The sequence below is a fragment of the Microvirga sp. 3-52 genome, from assembly GCF_018383585.1.
In the GTDB taxonomy this organism is placed as follows: Bacteria; Pseudomonadota; Alphaproteobacteria; order Rhizobiales; family Beijerinckiaceae; genus Microvirga.
Map to the genome: position 1 here is coordinate 100,453 of NZ_JAHAMK010000016.1, position 21,539 is coordinate 121,991.

The 21,539-nt window shown below is 59.6% G+C and carries 18 protein-coding genes, 1 tRNA gene and 2 pseudogenes; 9 read left to right on the forward strand and 12 right to left on the reverse strand.

Annotation, left to right across the window (positions count from 1 at the left end):
* The first annotated feature begins 180 nt into the window (after positions 1-180).
* From KHP60_RS14065 to KHP60_RS14075, 3 genes are all read left to right on the forward strand, one after another.
* Positions 181-795 carry a hypothetical protein gene (locus KHP60_RS14065; protein ID WP_213564949.1) on the forward strand — a complete coding sequence of 205 codons (615 nt, stop codon included), beginning with the start codon at positions 181-183 and terminating at the stop codon, positions 793-795.
* Between the two features lie 95 nt (positions 796-890).
* On the forward strand, positions 891-1,214 hold the full coding sequence (locus tag KHP60_RS14070; protein WP_213564950.1) for a hypothetical protein: 324 nt from the start codon (positions 891-893) through the stop codon (positions 1,212-1,214).
* A gap of 30 nt (positions 1,215-1,244) precedes the next feature.
* On the forward strand, positions 1,245-1,520 hold the full coding sequence (locus KHP60_RS14075; protein WP_213564951.1) for a hypothetical protein: 276 nt from the start codon (positions 1,245-1,247) through the stop codon (positions 1,518-1,520).
* Positions 1,521-1,583: 63 nt separating this feature from the next.
* Here KHP60_RS14075 and KHP60_RS14080 read toward each other — a convergent pair whose 3' ends face one another.
* The gene (locus KHP60_RS14080) at positions 1,584-2,393 is read right to left on the reverse strand and encodes a class I SAM-dependent methyltransferase (RefSeq protein ID WP_213564952.1); all 810 of its coding nucleotides are present in this window, start codon (positions 2,391-2,393) and stop codon (positions 1,584-1,586) included.
* Between the two features lie 251 nt (positions 2,394-2,644).
* On the opposite strand from KHP60_RS14080, the pseudogene KHP60_RS14085 reads away from it, so the two are divergent.
* From KHP60_RS14085 to KHP60_RS14095, 3 genes and pseudogenes are all read left to right on the forward strand, one after another.
* A pseudogene (locus KHP60_RS14085) lies at positions 2,645-2,761 on the forward strand (single-stranded DNA-binding protein); the annotation flags it as partial.
* A gap of 17 nt (positions 2,762-2,778) precedes the next feature.
* Positions 2,779-3,198, forward strand: a pseudogene (gene ssb, locus KHP60_RS14090) (single-stranded DNA-binding protein); the annotation flags it as partial.
* 10 nt (positions 3,199-3,208) lie between these two features.
* Positions 3,209-3,406, forward strand: a complete 198-nt coding sequence (locus KHP60_RS14095; RefSeq protein ID WP_409366287.1) for a hypothetical protein — start codon at positions 3,209-3,211, stop codon at positions 3,404-3,406.
* A gap of 75 nt (positions 3,407-3,481) precedes the next feature.
* Here the strand turns inward: KHP60_RS14095 and KHP60_RS14100 are convergent, their stop codons facing one another.
* Positions 3,482-4,396, reverse strand: a complete 915-nt coding sequence (locus tag KHP60_RS14100; RefSeq protein WP_213564954.1) for a hypothetical protein — start codon at positions 4,394-4,396, stop codon at positions 3,482-3,484.
* A 276-nt stretch (positions 4,397-4,672) separates the two neighbouring features.
* On the opposite strand from KHP60_RS14100, the gene KHP60_RS14105 reads away from it, so the two are divergent.
* Positions 4,673-5,419, forward strand: coding sequence for a response regulator transcription factor (locus KHP60_RS14105; protein ID WP_213564955.1), 747 nt, complete (start codon positions 4,673-4,675; stop codon positions 5,417-5,419).
* A 21-nt stretch (positions 5,420-5,440) separates the two neighbouring features.
* On the opposite strand, the gene KHP60_RS14110 is transcribed toward KHP60_RS14105, so the two are convergent.
* The 8 genes from KHP60_RS14110 to KHP60_RS14145 form a co-directional block, all read right to left on the reverse strand.
* Entirely contained in the window at positions 5,441-7,840 is a 2,400-nt protein-coding gene (locus KHP60_RS14110; protein ID WP_213564956.1) for a sialidase family protein, read from the reverse strand.
* 127 nt (positions 7,841-7,967) lie between these two features.
* Positions 7,968-8,819, reverse strand: a complete 852-nt coding sequence (locus tag KHP60_RS14115; RefSeq protein ID WP_213564957.1) for a WecB/TagA/CpsF family glycosyltransferase — start codon at positions 8,817-8,819, stop codon at positions 7,968-7,970.
* 89 nt (positions 8,820-8,908) lie between these two features.
* A complete protein-coding gene (locus tag KHP60_RS14120; protein ID WP_213564958.1) occupies positions 8,909-10,360 on the reverse strand; it encodes a hypothetical protein in 1,452 nt (483 codons plus the stop codon).
* Positions 10,361-10,514: 154 nt separating this feature from the next.
* Positions 10,515-11,537 carry a glycosyltransferase family 2 protein gene (locus KHP60_RS14125; protein ID WP_213564959.1) on the reverse strand — a complete coding sequence of 341 codons (1,023 nt, stop codon included), beginning with the start codon at positions 11,535-11,537 and terminating at the stop codon, positions 10,515-10,517.
* Positions 11,534-12,853 carry a hypothetical protein gene (locus KHP60_RS14130; RefSeq protein ID WP_213564960.1) on the reverse strand — a complete coding sequence of 440 codons (1,320 nt, stop codon included), beginning with the start codon at positions 12,851-12,853 and terminating at the stop codon, positions 11,534-11,536. Before KHP60_RS14130 ends, KHP60_RS14125 begins: the two co-directional genes overlap by 4 nt.
* On the reverse strand, positions 12,846-14,153 hold the full coding sequence (locus tag KHP60_RS14135) for an O-antigen ligase (RefSeq protein ID WP_213564961.1): 1,308 nt from the start codon (positions 14,151-14,153) through the stop codon (positions 12,846-12,848). The genes KHP60_RS14130 and KHP60_RS14135 overlap by 8 nt, the downstream gene beginning before the upstream one ends.
* A gap of 202 nt (positions 14,154-14,355) precedes the next feature.
* Positions 14,356-15,471 carry a glycosyltransferase family 4 protein gene (locus KHP60_RS14140; RefSeq protein WP_213564962.1) on the reverse strand — a complete coding sequence of 372 codons (1,116 nt, stop codon included), beginning with the start codon at positions 15,469-15,471 and terminating at the stop codon, positions 14,356-14,358.
* 81 nt (positions 15,472-15,552) lie between these two features.
* Positions 15,553-16,155 (reverse strand): exopolysaccharide biosynthesis polyprenyl glycosylphosphotransferase, encoded by a 603-nt coding sequence (locus KHP60_RS14145; RefSeq protein WP_249688773.1) that lies wholly within the window; start codon positions 16,153-16,155, stop codon positions 15,553-15,555.
* A gap of 833 nt (positions 16,156-16,988) precedes the next feature.
* Here KHP60_RS14145 and KHP60_RS14150 point away from each other — a divergent pair.
* Entirely contained in the window at positions 16,989-18,227 is a 1,239-nt protein-coding gene (locus KHP60_RS14150; protein WP_213564964.1) for a calcium-binding protein, read from the forward strand.
* A 93-nt stretch (positions 18,228-18,320) separates the two neighbouring features.
* Here KHP60_RS14150 and KHP60_RS14155 read toward each other — a convergent pair whose 3' ends face one another.
* Positions 18,321-19,640: a family 16 glycosylhydrolase gene (locus KHP60_RS14155; protein WP_213564965.1), complete on the reverse strand. Its 1,320-nt coding sequence runs from the start codon at positions 19,638-19,640 to the stop codon at positions 18,321-18,323.
* Between the two features lie 877 nt (positions 19,641-20,517).
* Here KHP60_RS14155 and KHP60_RS14160 point away from each other — a divergent pair.
* Positions 20,518-21,228 carry a response regulator transcription factor gene (locus tag KHP60_RS14160; protein WP_213564966.1) on the forward strand — a complete coding sequence of 237 codons (711 nt, stop codon included), beginning with the start codon at positions 20,518-20,520 and terminating at the stop codon, positions 21,226-21,228.
* A 170-nt stretch (positions 21,229-21,398) separates the two neighbouring features.
* Here KHP60_RS14160 and KHP60_RS14165 read toward each other — a convergent pair.
* Positions 21,399-21,475 (reverse strand) — tRNA-Met (locus KHP60_RS14165).
* Between the last annotated feature and the right edge of the window lie 64 nt (positions 21,476-21,539).

Genomic DNA, 21,539 nt, shown 5'->3' on the forward strand with positions numbered 1-21,539 from the left:
TCCTGGCACCGGACCCTCCACATAGTATCGGTTACTCCAAGATTACAGTCCCAAACTGCGGACTTTGCTTGACACAGCGGCCGCCGGGAGTATGTTCTTGGTTTGTTCGCATCCTCTGTATGCGTCGTGGATGTGACGCCATTAGGGCAGCTGCGCCTCACCGCCGCAAAGGATCCTGCAATGACCGTCATGACGGACGAACGCCCGATCTTCGAGAACGAGGAATGGCTCGTGATCGAAAGCGGACTGGAGCACAAGCGAACCGGGTATTTCATCGACCGCGAGAGCCTCGGCCAGCGCCGGGAGGACGGCCTGTGGACATGGCCGCTGCACATGGCCGAGAAGAGCTGGTGTGCCATGCAGCCCTTCTCCGAAGCCTTCTCCTGTGCGGCATCCGTCTATGGGGTCACGACAGGCGCGGAGCTGGCGCAAACCTTCAGGATGGCGCGCTGCGAGATCTCGCCCTGGCCGAAGGTTGCCAGGGAGGCCAAACGGAGGTCAAACCCCGTTCCGCTCATCCCACGGACCTTGCATCCGCAGGGCTCAAACCCCATTTTAATCGAGCCGCGCTCTTCAGAGAAACCGTTGAATGGTCAAGGTTTTCGGAGCCCAGGCGATGTCTGGCGCATACGCCCTCAAACGGGCGCGCGCCCGTTTCTGAAGAACCCGCGTAACCGTCCCGAACACCCGAGCCTCGCGCGCGAAGCCGACCTTCCATGGCGGGCGCAGCGCCGGATTCGCAAGACAGGGACAAAGCTCGTTCGGCTGCTGCAGGCCGCCTGGAACATACGGTGAGATGAATGTCGAGCTTCGGACTCGAAGAGGCGATGCGTTATGGCGCGAATGCTTTTCAGGGAGATATCTCCGGAGCGGAGACGACATCTCCCGTAATGCCCGATGAGTTTGCGCAGCATGTCATCGAGGCGGTCTGCCATGCGAGCGTGACGCCGAGCGTCGGGCGCCGCACCTTCGAGCGCTGCATGCGCGCGCTCAGCCTGGGATCGACGGTTCGCATCGGGTTCCGCCATCCCGCGAAGGCCGAGGCGATCGATAGGATCTGGAGCGAGCGTGAGCGCCTGTTCGACGAGTACAACGCGAGTCCCGACAAGCTGCGCTTTCTCGCGACGCTGCCCTGGGTGGGACCCGTGACGAAACATTCCCTGGCTCGCCGGCTCGGCGTTTACGCAGAGCATGCACAGCGGGCCGTTGCCTGAAGACGAAACAACAAGAAGAGGTATCACCCCATGGCTAAGGTCCGCGCAAGCGATGTCGGCTTCTGCGTTGTCGATGACAACGCCAATGTCATTGCCGATAACCTCGTCCACCGCATCCGCGAGGCTGCCGCCGAGATGGAGAGCCAGGTCAACCGGCTCTATCGGGGGCGCCAGGCCTACGATCTCGAGGAGGGCACCAAGCTCGACCTCAACAAGGCCATCGAGCAACTGAACTATATGGCGCGCACCCTGCGCGAGGTTCAGGGCGAGCAATCGCGGGTCGTCTATCTCCAGGCGGCGGAGTAAACCAGACCACTCGACAGCGGTGACCTGGTCACCGCTTTTTTCATGCCCGCACGCTCATGACGCTCATGCCTTGACAGCCGAGACGAACAGGACGAGCGGAGCATGCTGGTACCAGCGGTTCAGCCACTCGTGGTTCCGTGCCATCTCGTCGCTTGGTCGGGGCTCCTCCACCCTCATGATGCGAAAGCCCGCGTCGACAACGGCGTTGATGTAATCCGAGAGAGTTCGCGGAAAGCGCGGCACCTCGAAGGGCTCCCCGCAGGCCTGCGATTCACCCCTCTCCAGCCGTCTGCGGAAGCGCCAGTAATCGACAAAGGGCGCTCGTTCGAAATAGCGCCCAACACGAAGGCCGAGATGAGCGCCTGCTTCGTCGGTCAGCCACTGAACGGCCGGGGTGATGAAGCAGGGATGCAGAATGCTGAAGCACAAGGTCCCGCCGGGCTTGAGCACACGCGACGTGGCCCGCAACGCGGCCGGCAGGTCCGGTCCGTCCATGAGCGCCATGGTGGACAAGGCGCAATCGAACTCCTCCTCGGCGAAGGGCGAGAGTTCAGCGAAGGAACCGATCTCATAGGCGATCCCAAGAGGCTCCTTGTTCTCCTCCTGTCGCGCGCGCCTGATCATCTCAGGTGAGAGATCAAGACCCGTCATCGAGCCACCCAGCCGCGCAAAACGACGGGTATTGGAGCCCTCGCCGCACCCCAGATCGATGACGCGCTTTCCTACAATGGGAGGCATGAAGCTGAGGAAGGCGGGAAGCGTATAGAGCTCACGGTACAGATCGAACCCGCTCCGGACGTCCTGGGTCCAGAATTCCGCGTTTCGGTCCCATGCCGCGGCAACAGCCGCTTCGTCCAAGATCGTGTCGGTCAAGGGCAGGCTCCTGAGGCTCGGGCTCCGGCATTACAGGCCATGGGATTTCCCTTCGCAACTGGAGAGATGCCGGCGTACCGGCGGGCTCGCGATGCCAGATCCTCTGCCGCCTCCCCTCTTGTGTTTCACGTGGAACAAATATAGAACAATAGGTGATGCCACTCACCGGGCAGGAATGTGCAACCGACCTGAAAACGTGTGGCATCCCTGATGCTTCAGCCGTTCAGGAGAGATGAATTGGAGAGGCTGTCATGGCAGGCAGTGTGAACAAGGTGATATTGGTTGGGAATCTGGGGCGGGACCCGGAGGTTCGGCGTCTGTCGAACGGGGAGCCGGTGGTGAACCTGCGCCTTGCCACGTCGGAGACCTGGAAGGACAAGGGCANATGGCAGGCAGTGTGAACAAGGTGATATTGGTTGGGAATCTGGGGCGGGACCCGGAGGTTCGGCGTCTGTCGAACGGGGAGCCGGTGGTGAACCTGCGCCTTGCCACGTCGGAGACCTGGAAGGACAAGGGCACGGGCGAGCGCAAGGAGAAGACCGAGTGGCACTCGGTGGTGATCTTCAACGAGAACCTGGCCCGGGTGGCGGAGCAGTACCTGAAGAAGGGCTCGAAGGTGTACGTGGAGGGCCAGCTGCAGACGCGCAAATGGACCGATCAATCCGGCCAGGAGAAGTATTCCACCGAGGTGGTGCTGCAGCGCTTCCGCGGCGAGCTGACGATCCTGGACAGCCGCCAGGGCGGCGGCGCGGCGGAGTACGGCGACGAGGAGCCGGGACAGATCGCCCGAGGCGGAGATTTCGGACGATCGTCNGGTGGTGCTGCAGCGCTTCCGCGGCGAGCTGACGATCCTGGACAGCCGCCAGGGCGGCGGCGCGGCGGAGTACGGCGACGAGGAGCCGGGACAGATCGCCCGAGGCGGAGATTTCGGACGATCGTCACCGATGGAACGCAGGCCCGAGCCGGCCGGCGGTTCCCGGCACAGCGATTTCGACGACGACATTCCGTTCTAAAAGACGGTTCAATTCCATGCTTTCAGAATCCGGGCTTCATGCCCGGATTTTTTGTACTTGCGCACGGGTGGCTTCTCAAAGCCCGACCGACGCCTTCCGTGTCAGCTCCCGGGAGCGCTGGGCCCGCTCCACCTCGCGCAGCTTTCGTGCCCGCTCCCGCAGTTCGTCGCGGCTCGCCCACCACCAGCCTCGAGCGAACCGGGCCTCCGGAACCTCCTCGGCCTGCACCGGCTTGGTGCGGTAGATTTCCTGCAGCGTGGGCATCCGCCAGTGAGCCCATACATAGCGTGAAGGGTCACCCTGCACGTGAGCGTAAAGCGCCGCTGCCGACGGTTCATCGATGGGGTCCAGGTCGACGGCCTCGAACACCACGACACCCCACCGGATCGTCGACACCGGAAACCCCAGAGGCGGCGGGTCACCGCCCGTTACGGGATAGCGGCTGCGGCGCCGCTCCGCCTGGATCCGACTTGCCTCTTCCGGGGCTTGCGCCTTCTGCTCCTCCCGACGCTTCCTGCGGGCCTCCGGTTCGTTGCGGCGCGCCGCGCCCTCGATTTCGGTCCAGCGCGACTTCAATTCCTCGTAGGAGCGGAAGGGCACCCGCCAGATTCTTTCCTCGGAATCCCAATGGGCCCAGGGGATCGACCGCAGAGCCTCCACGATGGTCCGCGAATAGGGGGTGCGCACCTGCAGATCGTCTGCGACCGTCAGATAGCGGCTTTCGAGCGGCTCGAAGACGAAGGCGTCCCGCCCCTTGGCGTCCGCATGCCGATCGAGGGTCTCCAGCTCCTGCGCCATCCAGGCGTTGAGCCGCTGCACGGCCGTGGTTCCCGGAACGAACCACCGCTCCTCCCCGACCCGCCAGCGTGCCCGCGGAAAGCTGTCGCGGAACCGCCGCACCAGGTCACGGTCGTAGGGAAACACCGCATAGGCACCCGGCTTCTCGTCGTCGCCGGAGGACAGGACCTGGAAGGCGGACACGATCTCCATAAGCAGTCAGCATCACTCGCGATTGGGATCTCAGAGCACAACCGACAGCCGTGATTTTGGATCCGTTGAGTGCCCTTCTGTCTATGAGGGTGAATGAAACCGAGGATTGAAGTAATTCTGCTTCGATAAACGACAGCACCTGACAATAATGAAATGTTATCTAAAATCAAAGCGTAAGAATGACTGCCTGCAACGAATTGGTTTTCGACGAATACAGAAAATTAATCGAGGCGCCATAAAGTAACGGCAACGATGAAAATTCTGGGGCATATCACAATGAGTACGGGCAGCCGCGTGGGGCTCATTGCCGATAAGGACTCATATTTCCGTGTTGCTGCGTCTGCAATACTCACCCAACACTTCGGCTTCACAGAGATCGTGGAGGCGTCGTCACTCGACGAGGCGTTGGAGCAGTTGACTGAGAACTGTCAAATCGGAGCCGCTCTGCTGGACCTATCGATGCAAGGGGCGCAAACTCCGACCAATCTTCGCTCCATGCGGGAATCCTTCCCGAGCGTACGCATTGCTGCCGTTTCCATGTCGGCGTCACGGCGCGACATCCTCCTGGCCTTAGAGGCAGGCGTGCATGGATATATGTTGAAGAACCTCCCCGTCGCAGAACTGGTGAAGGGCCTAGCGACCATTCTCGAAGGCGGAGTGTACGTGCCTCCATGCCTTGCGGATCTTTCACCCGAGCCGACTGAGCCGGTTCGACAGTGGAGCGAAGTGTCCCCCCCTCAGCAGACCGCCCATCACACCGCCCCGGTGCACCTACTGACAGCACGGCAGCGGGAGGTTCTCGATCTTCTCGTCCAGGGAAAGACCAACAAGGAAATCGCGCTCGCCCTCAAGCTTGTCGAAGGAACCGTAAAGATCCACATGGCGGCGATCTTTCGCTATTTCGGCGTGAACACCCGAGCGGCGGCGGCCGTTGCCGGCGCCCGCCCCTACCCAAACCGCCCGCGTGGTGTCCTGAACGGTTGGCAGAAGCAGGCCGGGATGGAACTTGCGAGACCTGCATAGACGAAATTTGCCGGCGAAACCTCAATCCACCCCGACACATTCCGTCTCGTTCGGAAATTGATGGGGAGCGACCGTGCAACGCGCGGGCTCCCCGTAGATCCAGCCGGATCCTTTATAGCCGAGATAGACCCGACCGAACCGATCCGGGTCGGCTCCGAGGACAGTCACCTGATCAAGGGATCCCAGCGGAAAAGTTCCAACACGCTTCCATGTCACGGCATCGTCGGTCGAGCGCCAGACGCCATAGTGGCCAAGCACCCTCCCTGAGATGAAGATCGCTGGATAAGGCGAGCCCGGCGCGGGTTTTCCGAAAGCGACATCGTCCACGTGATCGATTCCGTGGACGATGCTCCATGAGCTGCCTCCGTCGCGGCTGCGCCTGAGTGAGGTGTCGGATCCTTCGGCGACCCCGGAGGTGAAGAAGAGATGTCCCTCATGACCAGGCACGGCACGCAACTTGGCTGCATACTGACTTTGCGGGGCGATCTCGCCCATGAAGGCATGCTCCCAATGAGCACCGCCGTCACGCGTGCGCCACAGGCCTGTGAGACCCGCGTTGTCGGCCTCGCCACTATGGACGAGATAGAAGACTCCTGTTTGAACCCTGTCGGCCGCCAGCGTCTTGCGCTGCATGTAGAAGCTCGAGTGCGAGCCCGTCGCGGGCAGTCGTTCACCCGTCAACGCGACCCGGGTCCAGGTTTTGCCCCTGTCGGTCGTATAATAGGGAGATCGGTTGAAGGAAGATGCCCAGATGATGTTGTCGATGTCGCCCGACGAGACGGCGATCGTTCCGAATGACATCCGCCACGGATCATCAACCTTTGTTCCAGGCGGCTGTGGGAGGCTTGCAAACTTCACCCAGCTGCGCCCGCCATCAAGGCTGTACCCGGCAAGAACCGCATCGCCATCCTGCGAGCAGCAGAACGTGCGGGTGTCCGAAGCATTCGTGACGACGAAATCAGGATTCGATGGGCTCCAGGCGAGTTGCTGAGCTGCAATCAGAACACGCTCCTTAGGACCGTAGGTTGTCGAGTACGCGTCGAGATCATCCTTGACGTGGATGCCGAAATCCAGAGCGGCGAATAGGGGCGAGCGCCCACGTGGTTGAATGACGTCGTTGGCGACGAGTTCCTCGATGCCGCGGGCTTGGCTGATCCAGGTGATCGAGAATACACTCTCCGGGATGTCGGCATAGTAGACACCCGTTCCCGCCCCGACCCACAGACGGTTCGGCGTCACCGGATCGAACTGAACCCTGCCCATCGCGAAATAGGACGTGTTGCTCACGCGCAGCCAGGGCGGATCTCCCTCACCGACCCGGGAGTGATGCAGCAGCGGCCACCAGTTCTCACCGCCGTTGCTCGAGCGGTAGACACGACCGCCCTCGTCGAAAACGAAGATGTCCGACGTTGCCGGATTGACCGCGACGGCAACGAAGCGTCCCGTCAAAGTCCAGGAATGCTCCGTCAGATTCGTCCATGTTCCGGTTCGAAACCGCCACAAGCTGCGGCTTTCCCGATCGACTGCGAAGAATGTTCCGTCGGGAGCGAAAGCCCCTTGAGTGATGAGCCTGGGTTGAGGCTCGCCGGTCCCTACAAGCGGTTCGAAGCTGTCCCCGTTGTCACTCGATACATACACGCCGTGACCCGGGGACATGGCCCAGATTCGCTTGGTCGGGTGCCCTTCGCGTGGCTCGAACCAGATGATGGTTCCTGGGCTCTGCACGCCAGGTTCCGGCTGAAGATCGGCGGAGGCGGGCACCGACGGGACCCTGCCCCATGTCTCGCCGGCATCGGTCGAGCGCCATAAACCGTCATTGGGTGTTCCGAACAGGATATGGTCCGGATCCGCAGGACTGACCGCCATGTAGGGCCCGAAATTCCGAAAGTCGCTATTAGGGTCAAAGATCAGAGGAGTCGGTAGCGAACGGGAGGCATCAACGAAGCTGCGGCCCTGATTGTCGGATCGAAACACCCAGCCCTTGGCGGCCATATAGATCCGGTCGGGCCTTGTTGGCGAGGTGACGATCTCAAATACGCCTTCGTTCATCCCGTTCTGTGAGCGGTACTCCGCGGGCATTGTCGAACTGGTGACCAGTTGTACCCAGCGATCCAGATCGGAACGCCAGATATAAGCGCCGTACACGTCGGCGCGCACCACACGTGTCCTTCCGGCCGGATCGGAGTCATATCCTGTGATGAAGCCGCCTCCCCCGACGGCGACGCGCTTCCACGCATAAGTCTCCCCTCCCGCGGCGGCGCTCGCCTGTGGGACCGTCTCGACCTCTTGGATCGAAGAGGCGAGAACGTCCGGCTTGGTCGGCTCTAGACGGATGAGGACGGCAAGCAGGCTGCCGAAGGCAAGACCAAGGACAGCAAGCGCCCATGCTCGGACGCCGATCGATTTCCCACCTTTCAGCATGCCGAACTCCACGTTCCAAAAGAACCCGTTCAAGTGAGCAAAATCCAACGGCCCGGTTGGTAAGCCTGCGGCAACCGTGCCGGTTGATCCTCAAAGGGGCAAGCGGTTCAGCATGCTTGCAACAAGATCAAACCGGTTTGCTTTCCCGCCCTCCACCGTCCTCCAGAGAGGTGGCCGGAGAGGGGAGCCCGAACAGCGCCGCCTTGAGGTAAAGAATACAGAACTCCCGGTAGTCGACGAGATAGCGCCGCCACAACCGGTGGGGCTCTCGGAAGATCCGATACGCAAACCGTATGTTGAGGCTGTCCACCCATCCCGGGTAATACTGCAATCCACCATCGAGTTGGTCGAGATACCCGCCACAGGTGAAGCCGCACCCCCGCCATCCCTGATCAGCAAGCGAGATCAGGAAGTCCTCTTGGGCGATGCTTCCCATTCCACACACGACGATGCCTGGGTTGGCCCTCAACAGGTGTTCTCTTTTCGCCTCAAGATCGCCATAGCCGCTCATCGCTGCAACGATGCGCAGCTTCGGGAAGTGACGCTGAAGCTGAGATGCGGCCCGTGCAGCAACCCCCTCGCCCCCGCCGACAAGTGCGACACCGAGATCAAGATCGCTGGCAAGCTCGAAAATGGGCAGGGCCGCAGACGTGCTGTCGAAACTGATCCGGCAGGCCTCGCGCTTCTGAAGCTTCTCGATTGCACGGGAAACCCCGACACCATCGGGCAGTACGGCGTCGAAACGATCCAGCGCTTGCGCAAATGAGGGATTGTGCCGTGCCAGCTTGATCGAGCTTGGATTGACGAACGTCGTCAGGAATGTCTCCCCGGACCGGATCTTCAGCCGAACCATCGATATGAACGAACCCAAGCTCGCATAGGCATCGACCGGCACGCCGAAAACCTCCATCCTCACCTGTTCGGCGCGAGGAGCTTTCAGGGAATATGCCCTTTCCGAAAACAAACCTTCTTCATGCATCAGGATCGCCCCTCGATCATCGTCCCGCAACCATGCCGGGTGACATGCGGCTCCCGCATCCCGGCTGGTCCCCTATTCTGCGTATCTGACTACGCAGCGCCTCTCATGCCGCCACCGCGCCGCATCAGTTCCGCGCTGTGATTGCCCAGCCCCACTCGACGGCGAGTAGAGAGGCTCGTCAGAAGCAGCATTACCGCGCTGATCGAAAACAACCCGGCAAGGACGCCCACGGCCAAATAGACGATGGCTTTCGGAGAACTCGGTCGCGTAGGAACGGTGGCCTCCTGTGCGACTTGAAGCCTCGAGAACTGCTGGGCACTCAATGCAGCCGCGTCCACTTCCTGCTCAACGGCCTTTCGCGCGAACAGCTCGGAACTGTGACTTGCAACATCCAGGTTCTGCTTCAGCCGCAAATACTCAGTTTCCTTGGCGGAGAGGTTCTCCAGATCACGTCCGATCGTTTCCAATTCAGCCTGCTGCCTCACGCTCAGCGAGTTCAGGCCTGCCAGATCAACATTGGTCCGAACCAGCATCTGGACCGTATCCTGATAGACACGCACCAGCAGCAATGGTGGATCGCTGTTCTTGACGTCGGAGGTAGCGTCCTTCTGGTCGCCCTGCCCGCGCGAGGACTGGGATTCCTTGGCAAGCGCTGCAATCTGAGGCGATATGTTGGTCAGCTTCAAGGTCGTCAGCTGTTTGGCCAGCTCCCGGACCTGGGCCTCCTTCTCGGAGATCTGTCCTCGAGTCGAAGCCAGAGACGTGAGCAGGTTGCTGCGCTGGCTCAGGAGAAGATCCCTCTGCTTATCAATCGAGAAGACTGCATTACGGCGGCTGTAATCGCTCAGTTCCGCGGAGGCGCGCTCGAACTCTCCACTGTAACGCTGCTTCCGTGTTTCGACGAACTTCATGGCGCTGGAACTCGCGGCCAGTTGCGATTGCCTGGACAGAAAGCTGTTCACGACCTGTTGCACGAACTCCGCAGCCACCTTCGGGTCCCGGTGCCGAAACGAGATGCGGATGAGATCTGTCAGAGGCTCAACCCTCACGGAGATCGACTTCGCCGCTCTCTCATAGGCCTGATCCGCCGGGCTCTTCGGCCTCTCCGACGTCTTGAGCCAGGTGTTTACGGCATTGCTCGCTACGGTGAGCAGGTCGACCACGCTCGTCGGCGGTTCGGAAGCACCGTACAATCTTTCCGCTCCGAGCTGCTTGATCGAGTCACGGAGGACAGTCTCACTCTGAATGATCTCCGCCTGCGTGTTCAGGAACTGATCCTGGCGCAGAATGGACTGGCTCTGGCTGCTGTCCCCGATCTGCGGCCGACGGTCAGCCTGTGCGATCAGGAATGACGACGTTTCGTATGTCGGGGTGATCGAGGTGAATATTGCCCAAGCCGCCACATTGCTGGCGACGAACGAAGCCAGCAACGTCCCCTTCCACTTCCAGGCAAGGGTGAGAAGATGCTTCGGCGAGACTTGGGGCGCATCGTCCCAAGCATCCCGCGACGAAGCGAGAAGATCCTTATGATGTATGTTCATCTCACAACTACCTTTCGGCCATCGAGCCTCGCCAAAGGGGGCGGAATGGCATTAACGTAACGTTTCGCATCGAATTCGAAGGCTGTCGGACGGTCGAGGTCCTGGCTTTTACTCGGTACCGTCGACCCGCAGGTCCTGCTGGAAATGCGGCGGATCAAGCCGGCGATTTGAGTTCATCGGGACTGGACAGGATCAAGGCTGCCAGCGGTTGCTCAGGTGAAACACGTTTCCGGAAGAACCCCGTCACCAGTCCCAGGGCAAGAGCATTCCAGCTGACGAACGAGTAGAAGCCCAGATTGAGTGATGACCGTCTAACGGCAAGCGCCGCCACCGGTCCGAGCAGGAGTACCAGGAACAATCCTGCCTTTGCGGGCCCTGACAGCGCCAGGAAGGGCAAGACAAGCAACATCGCCCACCAAGCCATCACGGCGAGCCCATTGCGAACATGGCCGAGCCTGCGCAGAACGATCGGCAGATGATCACGCCCGACGGCTCCTCTTAGAACCTCGCCTGCTCCACCGGAATAGCCGGTCCTGATCCGACGCCAGAGCAACTTATATCCGTCGGTTCGGTGGCCGTAGTGTTCCACAGCGAGCCGATCGATACGAGCCAGCTTCCAGCCCCGGCTCTGAAGCCGGGCAGCGAGGTCGAACTCCTCGAATGCATGCAGGTTGCGATCCGCGAAATAGCCGATCTCCTGCAGAGCGGACACCCGGTAGAGACCGCCGCAATCCAACCGATCGACGATGCCAGGGCGCCAAGCCTTGTCTTTGAGCATCTCGTTCGCGCGAATCTCGAACTCTTGATTGGAGACGTTCACGTCCCGAACTTCACCGCCAACCCCGGCAATCTCGGGATGAGCGTCAAGGAAGGCGATGGCCGCGGGAAAGAAGCCAGGATCGATGACCATATCACCGTCCATGAGATAGAAGTATTTCCCTCGTGCATGCTGGAAGGCGAGTTGAGCGCCCGCTCCGCAAGAGCGCTCGGACGGATTCGCCAGCTGAACAATCCGAACAGGGAAATTCCTGGCGATTTCGATAGTCCGATCGGTCGAGCCGCTGTCTGCGAGAACAACGTCCCCGCCAAAGGGTTGAACCGCTTTGATCGCGCTCGAGAGAGCGGCGGCGATGTGCTTCTCTTCGTTGAAAGCCTTCATCCCAATCGTCACTATCATGTCTGTGTCTCGTTACTCATGAGGGAAGGAACCGCTCGAGCCGCCGCGCGCCAACGTCTTGCCTGGTACCAAGTCCAAGCGGCGAATATGGCTTCACCCAGCAATACGCCTCCAAGGGACCACAGGGGGCCGCCTAGGACGAGCAGCATGGTTACCGCGGCGACCGATACGACTGACGAGATGATGCTTGCATGAGCCAGCCATCGAAACATTCCTGCTGCCTGAAGCAGGACACTGTCAGGCGTCCGCAGGATTCTCATGAGGATTACGGCCAGCCAGAGGGTCATGCCCAAAGCCAGCGAGGCCTGCGAATAATGGCTCGGAAAGATCGCTCCCGGATCATACGCCATGAGCAGCACAGCAGCCGCGACGGTCATCGCCCATGTCAAAATCAGCACAAGAAGGAACGTGCCAGCGGAGCGTTGAACTGAAGCGGTATCTCTCCGCGCGATCTGCCGCGCCATTTGAGGACGCTCGAACTCGGTCAGGGCGTTTATCACAACGCTTATGGGACGAATGATCAAGGCACTGGCAGCGATCGGGGCAAACGCCAGCGGACCGCTGATCAGCGTCACGATATAGGCATGAGCGTTGACGGTGGCCTCTGTCGTGATGACGCCGACGAGAGACCAGCGTGAATGCTGCCGCCAGACATGGACGTAGCGCGGCAGCTGATACAATCGGACGCGAACGAACTGCGTGAGAAAGTATTGCCGCCCGAATGGCAGCAGGCTTATGGCAGCGCTGATCAGCAGCGCCCCATACGGCAGATCCGGCGAGTGCGCGCCGAGGATGGAAACCAGCCCGATTCCTATCAGCAACCCGGCGCTGTAAACGAGGTCGGAGGCAACAGTCCGATGGCCCGCTCCTAAGGCATAGGCGTGAGCACGAGCAACCCAGCGCAATAGCGCAACGGCTGCGTATCCTGCGAACAGTGCCGCTGCGGCGACGGGCACCTTCAGACTCACTCCCAGGATGAGGAATGCGCCGAATGCCAGCAACGAAAGGACCAGGTTGACGGCGAAAAGGCTGCTGACCAGTCCTTGGCCGCTTTTCTCGTCCTGCGCCATCACAATAGGCAGAGGGGCGCAGAAGAGTGCGCTCCAGAGACCTGTACTGAACTGGGATATGACGAGGAGGAAGGAGAAGCTCCCGAACGAAGCCGGCGATAGAAGATGCAGCAGCTGGAGCGACAAGACGAACTGTGTCCCGGCCGCTCCCACAGGGCCGATTGTCGCCAGCGCATAGCGAACGATCCTCGGCGCAAGGCCGCGAAGGTCAGTGTGCCTGACTTCGAGGTTCAGTGCCTCAGCCATGACGAACCTCGTGCGACAGCGATGGAGATTCGGGCTGTGGGGATGTTTCCATCCCGATCAGAGCGATAGTCAAGACGAGGAAAACTTGAACAATGCTGTCCCGGTCCAGAAGACTGCTTTCCGTCATATTATGCCCGGCGCAGAAAAGCATGAACGCCATGAGCATGGAGCCGCGCGTCCGCGTAGCCGTTCCTGCCGCCAGCTTCAGGATCGGCCACACGATCAGGGTCGCGATGGCGAGCATAAGGCCAGGCACCCCGATCTGAACGAGCAGGTCGAGATATCCATTGTGGCCGTTGCCGACCTCGACGACCCAGTCGTTGGCATACCGATAGACTGGTCCAACAGGACCGATGTTCCAGAAGGATCCATAACCGGCGCCGAGCAGCCAGTGGTCCTTCGCATAGGACAACAGAACCGACCAGATGCCGCCTCGTCCCGTCAGGGCTTCCTGGCGCTCGAACGGTGCGAGCAGTTCTTCCCAGTAGCTCACTCCAAGTGCCAGGAGGACGATGCTCAGCATCGTGGTGCCGCAGATCAGCGGCAGCAGGTAACGAGGATTATATAATGAATATAGATAGCCGGCCCCCAAGGCGAGCGCTGTCAAACGGATCGAAGTCTTGGAACTCGTCATGTAGAGGAAGTAGGCGGTCGCAGCGATGACGGCCCAGCGCAGGATCGGACGAATGCCTCGCGCATCGAATGCGTACGCGATGATGGTAAACGCACAGATAGCGCCTGCGAAGTTCTTTTGCATCAGGATGCCACGCCAATTGCCGACGAGCCCTGGATCTCCAAACTGCGCGACTTGATGGATGCCGAAGCTGGGCCAGGTTATGACGGCGCAATAATTGGCGATCAGAACGAGAAGCAGCGCACGACGCATTACGCTGACCGTCTTTTGGTATCCCAGCTGCTGAACGGCTATGAATATAGTCCATATGACCAGCGTCGTCAGCGTGATGCGCCGCACGGCGGCACTCGGATCAAGCGCCCATGTCAGGCTGAACCAGCACCAGCCGAGCGTCAGTGCCACGCCGACGGGTATGGCCAGCAGACGTCGAGGATAATGCGTGACCCGTATGGCCGTCACGGCAGCAATGAAGACCATGCCATAACTCAGCTGGCGCAGGAGGCTTCCGCCTCCTGCGGAGGGCACCGTGTCGGCGGACGCGTAAGGGCCGAGTGCCACCAGCAGCAGCAGCGCAAACATTGCGGTTACCGCAAGGGCGAGGCGCGGCTGCGACGCTTCTGCATCGAAGGATGCGCTTCTGAAGCTGCCAGCATAGGGCACTGACATGCCTTGGAATGCAGTTCGAGAGATGGTCATGGAGGTGAGGCGGGCCTTTGGTAGATGGAAAGGAGTGCGGGAGAGCCACGGAGACGACCCGCAGCGTTTTGCAGCTTCTATGCGTTCGAGTCCGAACGGCTTGCGGCGTAGAGAGAATGTCGAGACGCGGACGAAGAGTTCTCCGCAGGAGTGCTTCGGCACAGCGTCGTGGTCACAGCCCCTCTCCCACCTTCTGGTATGCTTCCAGCATTGTCTCGAAGGTTGCACTGGCTCCAAGCCGGCCGCTCAGTCTGCTCCAGGTCCTGTACCGAGACGGATCATCAAGGAGGCGCTCAATTTCCACCGCCAGTTCCTTTTCATCATGTGCATTGACCACGATTCCGCAACTGGTGCCGTCGGGTGCTGTTACTCCTTCGACCTGGCTCGGCACGTCCGACACGACGAGTGGAAGCTGCAGCTTCGCCGCCTCGATCAGAGCAAGACTGTGCCCCTCAAACAGGCTGGGCTGGACGAAGACGTCAGCATCGGCCAGCAATGTGAGCGCCTCTTCGCGGGAGCGATGGCCGACGAAGAAGACCCGATCTGTGACCTTGAGCTCTGCCGCGAGCGATTTCAGCGCCTCCTCATCCGGACCGGAGCCGATGATATGCACCTCGACATTGGGCATGAGAGCGGCCGCGCGCAGAAGCACGGGGTAGTTCTTCTGCGGCGAGAGCCGGCCGATCGCAACGACCTTCCGCTTCCTCGCTTCGGACCTGTCCTCAGCGGCCGCGAGAGCCTCCAGGTGCCGTTCGATCCGAGGGGGCAAAGCATTATGAATCGTCAGACGCTTGCGCTGGTAGCCAGGGGGTTTGTCGCCGAGCGAATCGCTCACCGTCCTCGATACACTCACAACCGATCGAACGCTGCGCAACGATCCTGTCCAGTGGTCGGCAAGATTCAGGAGACGGTTGTATGTGCTCACCTGCGAATGGTGCGAGATCACGACATGGGTCGACGTGCCCGCCAGCTTTGCCGCCACAGGCGCCAAGACGTTGGCAGCTGGCATGGCCGTAAACATGGCGCGCGGCGGCTGGCTGCTGATGAGACGCACCAGAGATCGGATGAGACCGAAGATGCCGCGGATCGACTTTGGCTTTTGCGGAACAACATACTCCCAGGGCAGAGCAGAGCGGGCTGCATGACCCGCCTGGCCATGCGGATAAAGCGCAATCAGGCGAGCATCGATGCCCCGCGCCCGGAATCCTTCTGCCAAGTCCGCCCAGAGCTCCTGGACGCCGCCCGGCGAGGAATGTGTCACGAGAAAGATGGCAGAGAGTTTAGTCATCGAAATGTTTCAATATTTTCTGACCTGGAATCCCAAGTCGCCGATCATCAATATCTATGCATTGCTCAACAGCTGAGCGGATCAATAGGCCGCTGGATCATGAAGAACCAGGCAGACGGTCGTAATGAGGATTCGAATGTCGAGGGCCAGGGACCAATTCTCGATATAGTCGAGATCATAGGCGACGCGCCGTTCGGCTTTCCAGAGCTCATCGAGTTCGCCTCTGAGACCGTTCACCTGTGCCCAACCCGTCAATCCTGGCTTGACACGATGGCGCAGCGGGTAGGTCGGCACAGCGACCTCCAGCCCCTTTCCAACGACCTTCGTGTCCAATGCATGGGGACGGGGGCCGACGAGTGCCATGTCGCCCTGGAGGACATTGAAGAGCTGCGGGAGTTCATCGATGCTCAGTCTTCTGATGATCCTGCCGACCCGCGTCACGCGCGTATCGTTGACGCTGGTCTGCTGCGCTCCGCCATAATCCGCAAGTGCGGAATGCATCGAGCGAAACTTCCAGATCTGGAACGGCTGCTGATTGAGCCCCGTACGGGTCTGACGGAAGAAGATCGGACCGCGGGTCTCGATCTTGATTGCAAGAGCAGTCAGGATCATGAGCGGCGCGAGCAGGATCAACGCGACTGCGGCACCTACGATGTCCATGATGCGCTTAGCGATGCTCGCCAAGCCAATCCTCCGCTGTTGCGCAGCATAGGATGTCACGGACTTCTCTTCACTCGCAGGAAAAGCAATGACCTCTCCCTCTACACCGCATGCAAGTGGCTGCATCTTCGACACAGGCGAGTGGACACGACCAGGGCGTCGCGGGGCCCGCTCGCGCAGCCCGGCGCTGACGTATATCGAATGACTGTCCGCGTCCGGGCGCCCCTTGTATTCCGTCGAATGAAACATTGAAACAAAGCCCCCGTACCATTTACGGAACGTTAATCATGAAATTGCTTCGGCCATCAACGAGTTTCTATGCCTTTTGGCCTATATACCTCCAAATTCCCACAACTTTGACAGGCGCGATCTAGGCCAATCGGATTAATTTGGAAGAGCCGAGGATCGGAGTACAATGGTGCTGATGTCCGGAACAGGCCTTCGAATGCCGGAGCATCTCCGCGTGCAGGAACGGACATGGTTATATTGGTTACAGCCGCGATCGCGGGCGGAATCATAACGATCGCAAGTCTTTGGAATTATGGAGCATTTGTTGCATTTGCGTGCGCCCCGCTAGGCGGCAGCCTTTTGGCGATCATTGCCTCGGCGCTCTTTTCGTTCAAGCAGCGGGGCTCGAAGCATCGCTAACGACAAGCCGCCGACTTCCTGTCCACAAGTTTTCTCCTGACACGCTCCCAGCCCGCTTCAAGCCGAAAGCCTCTGCCTGACTAGCTCTTTAGACTTATGCCATCAGGTCTATACCTGTAGCTATGAGGTGACGTTGCGGAGCCGCCTTCTAGCGTTCGATCATCAACTGTGCCATTGCGGCCTCAAGGCAATGTTTCCCAGAGGCACCGATGACGACAACGAACACCGCTCAAAGCTTTCTCGGGCTGCTGGCACGACACGAAGAGTTCGTGACCCGATCATCCGGCGATGTCATCGTCACGGCCGGTCCAGGCGACGATTACATATCAGCGTGGCTGGGCTTCGACCTGCTCAGAGGAGGACTCGGCAGGGACTACATCGATGACACTGGCGGGAACAACCTGATCATCGGCGATGACGCCTTGTACACGGAGGACGGCGGCGGGGACTGGATCCTGTCCTGGGGCGCCGACACCATTTTCGGAGGCGGTGGGGATGATTTCATCAATGCACGCGGTGACGACGATCTGATCGACGGCGGCTACGGCAATGACATCCTCTGGGGCGGCTATGGAGCGGATGCCATCGCTGGCGGCGCAGGTGACGACATCATCTATGGCGGCAGCGGTGCGACGATACCCTACTCGTTCTCAATCACTGTCAATTACTCTGGGATCACCGATACTGCCATCGGCGCCCGTGTCTGGGAAGGTGTGGCTGGCGGCTTTGCGCTGGACGACAATTCCACCGATTACCTCAGCGGGGGCGATGGCCGTGACCAGCTCTACGGTCAGGGCGGAGACGACACCCTGGACGGAGGCTCTGGAATCGATTGGATGGATGGCGGCTCGGGCAACGACACCTACATTGTCGATGAGACTTCCGACGTTGTCATCGAAGCTGTCGGCATGGGGCACGATACGGTCAAGACAAGCACGAGTTTCAGGTTTGCATCGAAGGCGGAAATCGAAGTTCTCACAGCGACGGGGCCAGCGTCGGTCAGGCTGACCGGCAACTCATTCGCAAACACCATCATTGGCGCGTCCGGCAGAGATACCATTGGCGGCGGTGGAGGCAACGACCATCTGACCGGAGGTGTTGGCAAGGATGCGTTCCGGTTCGATACGAAACTCGGCAATTCCAAGACGGATCGCAGCGTCAACTTCGATACGATAACCGACTTCAACGCCAAGCAGGACAGGATCCAGCTCGACAATGCCGTGTTCAAGAAGCTTGGTGCCGGTTCTCACACGGCCCCGAAGCTCCTGAACAAGGACTTCTTTGTAACTGGATCGAAAGCCAAGGACGCAAACGACCACATCATCTACAACAAGAAATCCGGCGTCCTATCCTATGATGCGGATGGATCTGGTTCACGAGCCGCGGTCGAGTTCGCACGGTTGGAGAAACATCCGGCGATAAGCTACAAGGATTTCTATATTATCTGAGTTCGATAGACCTCCGGTGCGTACCGGGGGCCTATCACATCGAGCACTCAGTCATCGACCGGGGCTCGGACCCGCGAACCGTGCTTGGATGAGCTAGATGATAAAGATGTCCAGGTGGCTTACGGCAGCTTTGTTGCTGAATTTGGCAATCTCAACGAACCCGCCTGCTTCCGAGCCATTCTTGTCGTAAGAGAGGATCCCTGACTTCTTGTTGTATACGAGATAGTCATTCCCGTCCTTCGCCTTCTCTCCGGAAACGAAGAACGCTTTGCCGAGCTTGATTGGATTGTCCTCCGAGGCTTTCTTCAGGCTCTTGTAGAACGACTTGTTGGATTTGAAGAGATACTTGTCAAGCCAAATGGCGTCATCCTTAGCCTTGAAGTCCTTGATCGTGTCTGTGTTGGACGTAGCCAGCTTCGTGTCGAAGACAAAGGTATCGCTTCCCGCACCACCGACCAGGACGTCACGATTGCTCTTGCCATTGATCGTGTCGTCGCCACCTTGGCCAGCAAGCGTGTTTCTTGCGCTCGTCCCCACGAGGACTTTGTCAAGCGAGGACTCGACCGTTACATCCGGCCGGTCTGGAAAGGGAGGCTGGGGGAGATCGGGCGCCGTACCCGGCTTTACTGTGTATGCTCTGATGTAATCGATCTTGAACGAGGCAGAGAAACTCTGGTCGTCAGCAGGCCGACCTTCCCAATCCCCGCCGACATTCAGATTCGCGATCATGTACATGGGCTTGTGCATGTCGCTCGGCGTGGCGACTTGGGCAACCTTGACCCCGTCGACGTACCACGTGATCCTGTCCGCCTGCCAATCGACCCCGTAGGTGTGAAAGCTCACAGATGCGTCGGAAATCGGGGTCTCGGCGGACGTCTGACGATGGGTGTCGTCAATCTTTGTTTCACCATCGACCTGACTGTGAACCGTCGTGTACAGGGTCTTCGGATCTGAGCCGAGGATCTCCATGACGTCGAGTTCCGGCGGCCATGAATTGTCGGTGGGGAGCAACCAGAAGGCTGGCAGCGTTCCGGCCGCATTGCTGACTTGAGCGCGGATCTCGAAATAGCCGTAGAGCTGCGAGAACTCATGGTATGTCGTGACGACGCCCGACGTATATTTGTATGAGCCCTTCGGATCGCGATAAGGAACGTCCGACCGTTGGGCGGATATCGTCAGTATGCCATCTTGAACGTTGAAGGTCTTGCCGGCGTCGCGTTCGTAGGTGCCGGGCTGCAAGTACCACGTGTCGCTCGCTCCCGACCAAGCGAAGCCGTGATCGGCCCACGATGCCATCGCGAAACCAGGGCGGGTATCCAGTCCGCTTTTTCCGTTCCAAGTGTCGAAGCTGTTGAATTCTTCGGCGAATGTCAGGGTCGCCGTGCTGGATAGCCTACTGGGATCAATCGTCATGGATATCAACTGTTTCTGCCGCGGACCGGAGCAAGCCTGCTTGTCGATCAGGATCGGGAGTGGCCCCTCTATCGCCTCTTCCAGCGTTGCGCCGGAGAGGTGCGGCCTCCGAGCACGTCTTTTACTTGATTTGCGAGGGAGGCATCACGTCAGTAGAATTAACCAGTATAATTCTTCTGTTCGTGGCCTGTGAGAGGCTTCTTTTGAAAAGAGCACATACAACTTGCAGCGTCTGACAAGCGAATACTCATACGCATACTCCACACTGGACATGAGAGGATTCTTAACCTCTTCTTTGTACTTTGTTTATTCAGCCACTCGGCATAGATCGTCCGACATATGCCGAAGAGCCTAGTTCCAGCCTTCATTGCTCGTTGGAGCGCCGGATTGCGCGACCGATCTAGAGTTTCATGAATGCCCCGGTTCTCGCCAGCTCCCGCATATCGGGAGCAGGGTCTCGGAGGCGCATCCGGACCAGTCGCATCGGAACCGGGAGTTGCGCAGAGCGGATGACCGACCATGCGCGGGAATGGTGCGCTTCCACACACGCCGCGGCCTCGAACGTTCCGTCGGAATGCTCTGGAACGCTTCCGCTGTTGATCCACCATAGGAGGATGCTTAAGTGAAGCACCAAGTAGAGTTAAGGTGACGTACTCAGTGGTACCAACGCGGCCGCTTATAAGGAGGGATTCACTTGCTCACGGATAGATCCGGACGATGCCATTGCCGTAACAGGGTTTCGGGTCCGGATCCCCTTTCTTGATCCGGATAAGGAATTTGAGAGAGGCTGCCGTAGCCCTGGATGGATCCTCCGTGACGTGGCGTGAGCGTTGTAAATAGAATGACATCGCATGATCTGGCTTGAGAGGCAGGCTCAATGAGTGTTCGGACGCGCGTTGGTTTGATTGCCGATGATGACGGTTACTTTCGAGTGGCAGCGTCTGCGATCCTGACGCGGCACTTCGGCTTCTCCGAGATCGTAGAAGTCGAGTCTTTCGACGAGGCGCTGGAGTATCTCGGCGAGGCTGAGCAGATTGAGATTGCTCTGTTTGTTTCTTCGATGTCAGGGAGCGAAACGCCGACGAACCTACGCGCGTTGCGTGAATACTTTCCCAAGACCCGCATCGTCCTGATCTCGCCATCGCGCGCTCGTCAGGATATTCTTTCCGCCTTGGAAGCCGGTGTTCACGGATACATCCTGAAGAGTTCGCCCGTCGCAGATCTGGTGAAGGCGCTGAACATCGTCTTCGATGGCGGGATCTACGTGCCTCCCTGCTTGGCGGAGATTGCGCCGGAGGAGGAGAATGCATCTGGTCAGACGCAAGAGCGCTCCAAGGCTCCTGATCCGGCTGCAAAGCACACAGCTCCAACCAACTCCCTGACGTCACGTCAGAAAGACGTCCTGGATCTTCTGGTACAGGGCAAGACGAACAAGGAGATTGCCGTCGCACTGAACCTCGGCGAAGGCACCGTCAAGATCCACATGGCCGCGATTCTCCGCTACTTCGGCGTGAATAACCGAGCTGCTGCGGTGGTGGCTGCTGCACGCCCCTATCCCAATCGTCCGCGAGGGGTCCTCAACGGCTGAACCTTGATCAAGCGTTCCTTGCCCATGTGCTCTGAACGGCAAGAAGGCCTCCTGGCGGGCGCCCTGGGGCATTCCGTCTGTGGCATGCCGTGGATTGGGGGTGTCTGAACAGCCAAAAGCCCTCCGCGCGGCTGGCGCTGGAGGGCTTTTGGTTCGACACCAAGTGGTTTTGGTTGCGGGGACAGGATTTGAACCTGTGACCTTCAGGTTATGAGCCTGACGAGCTACCGGGCTGCTCCACCCCGCGCCATGCGTGGCCTGTGAAGCGGGCTTCCCAGGCGAACAGGGCCGACACGCAAAAGCGCGGCGTT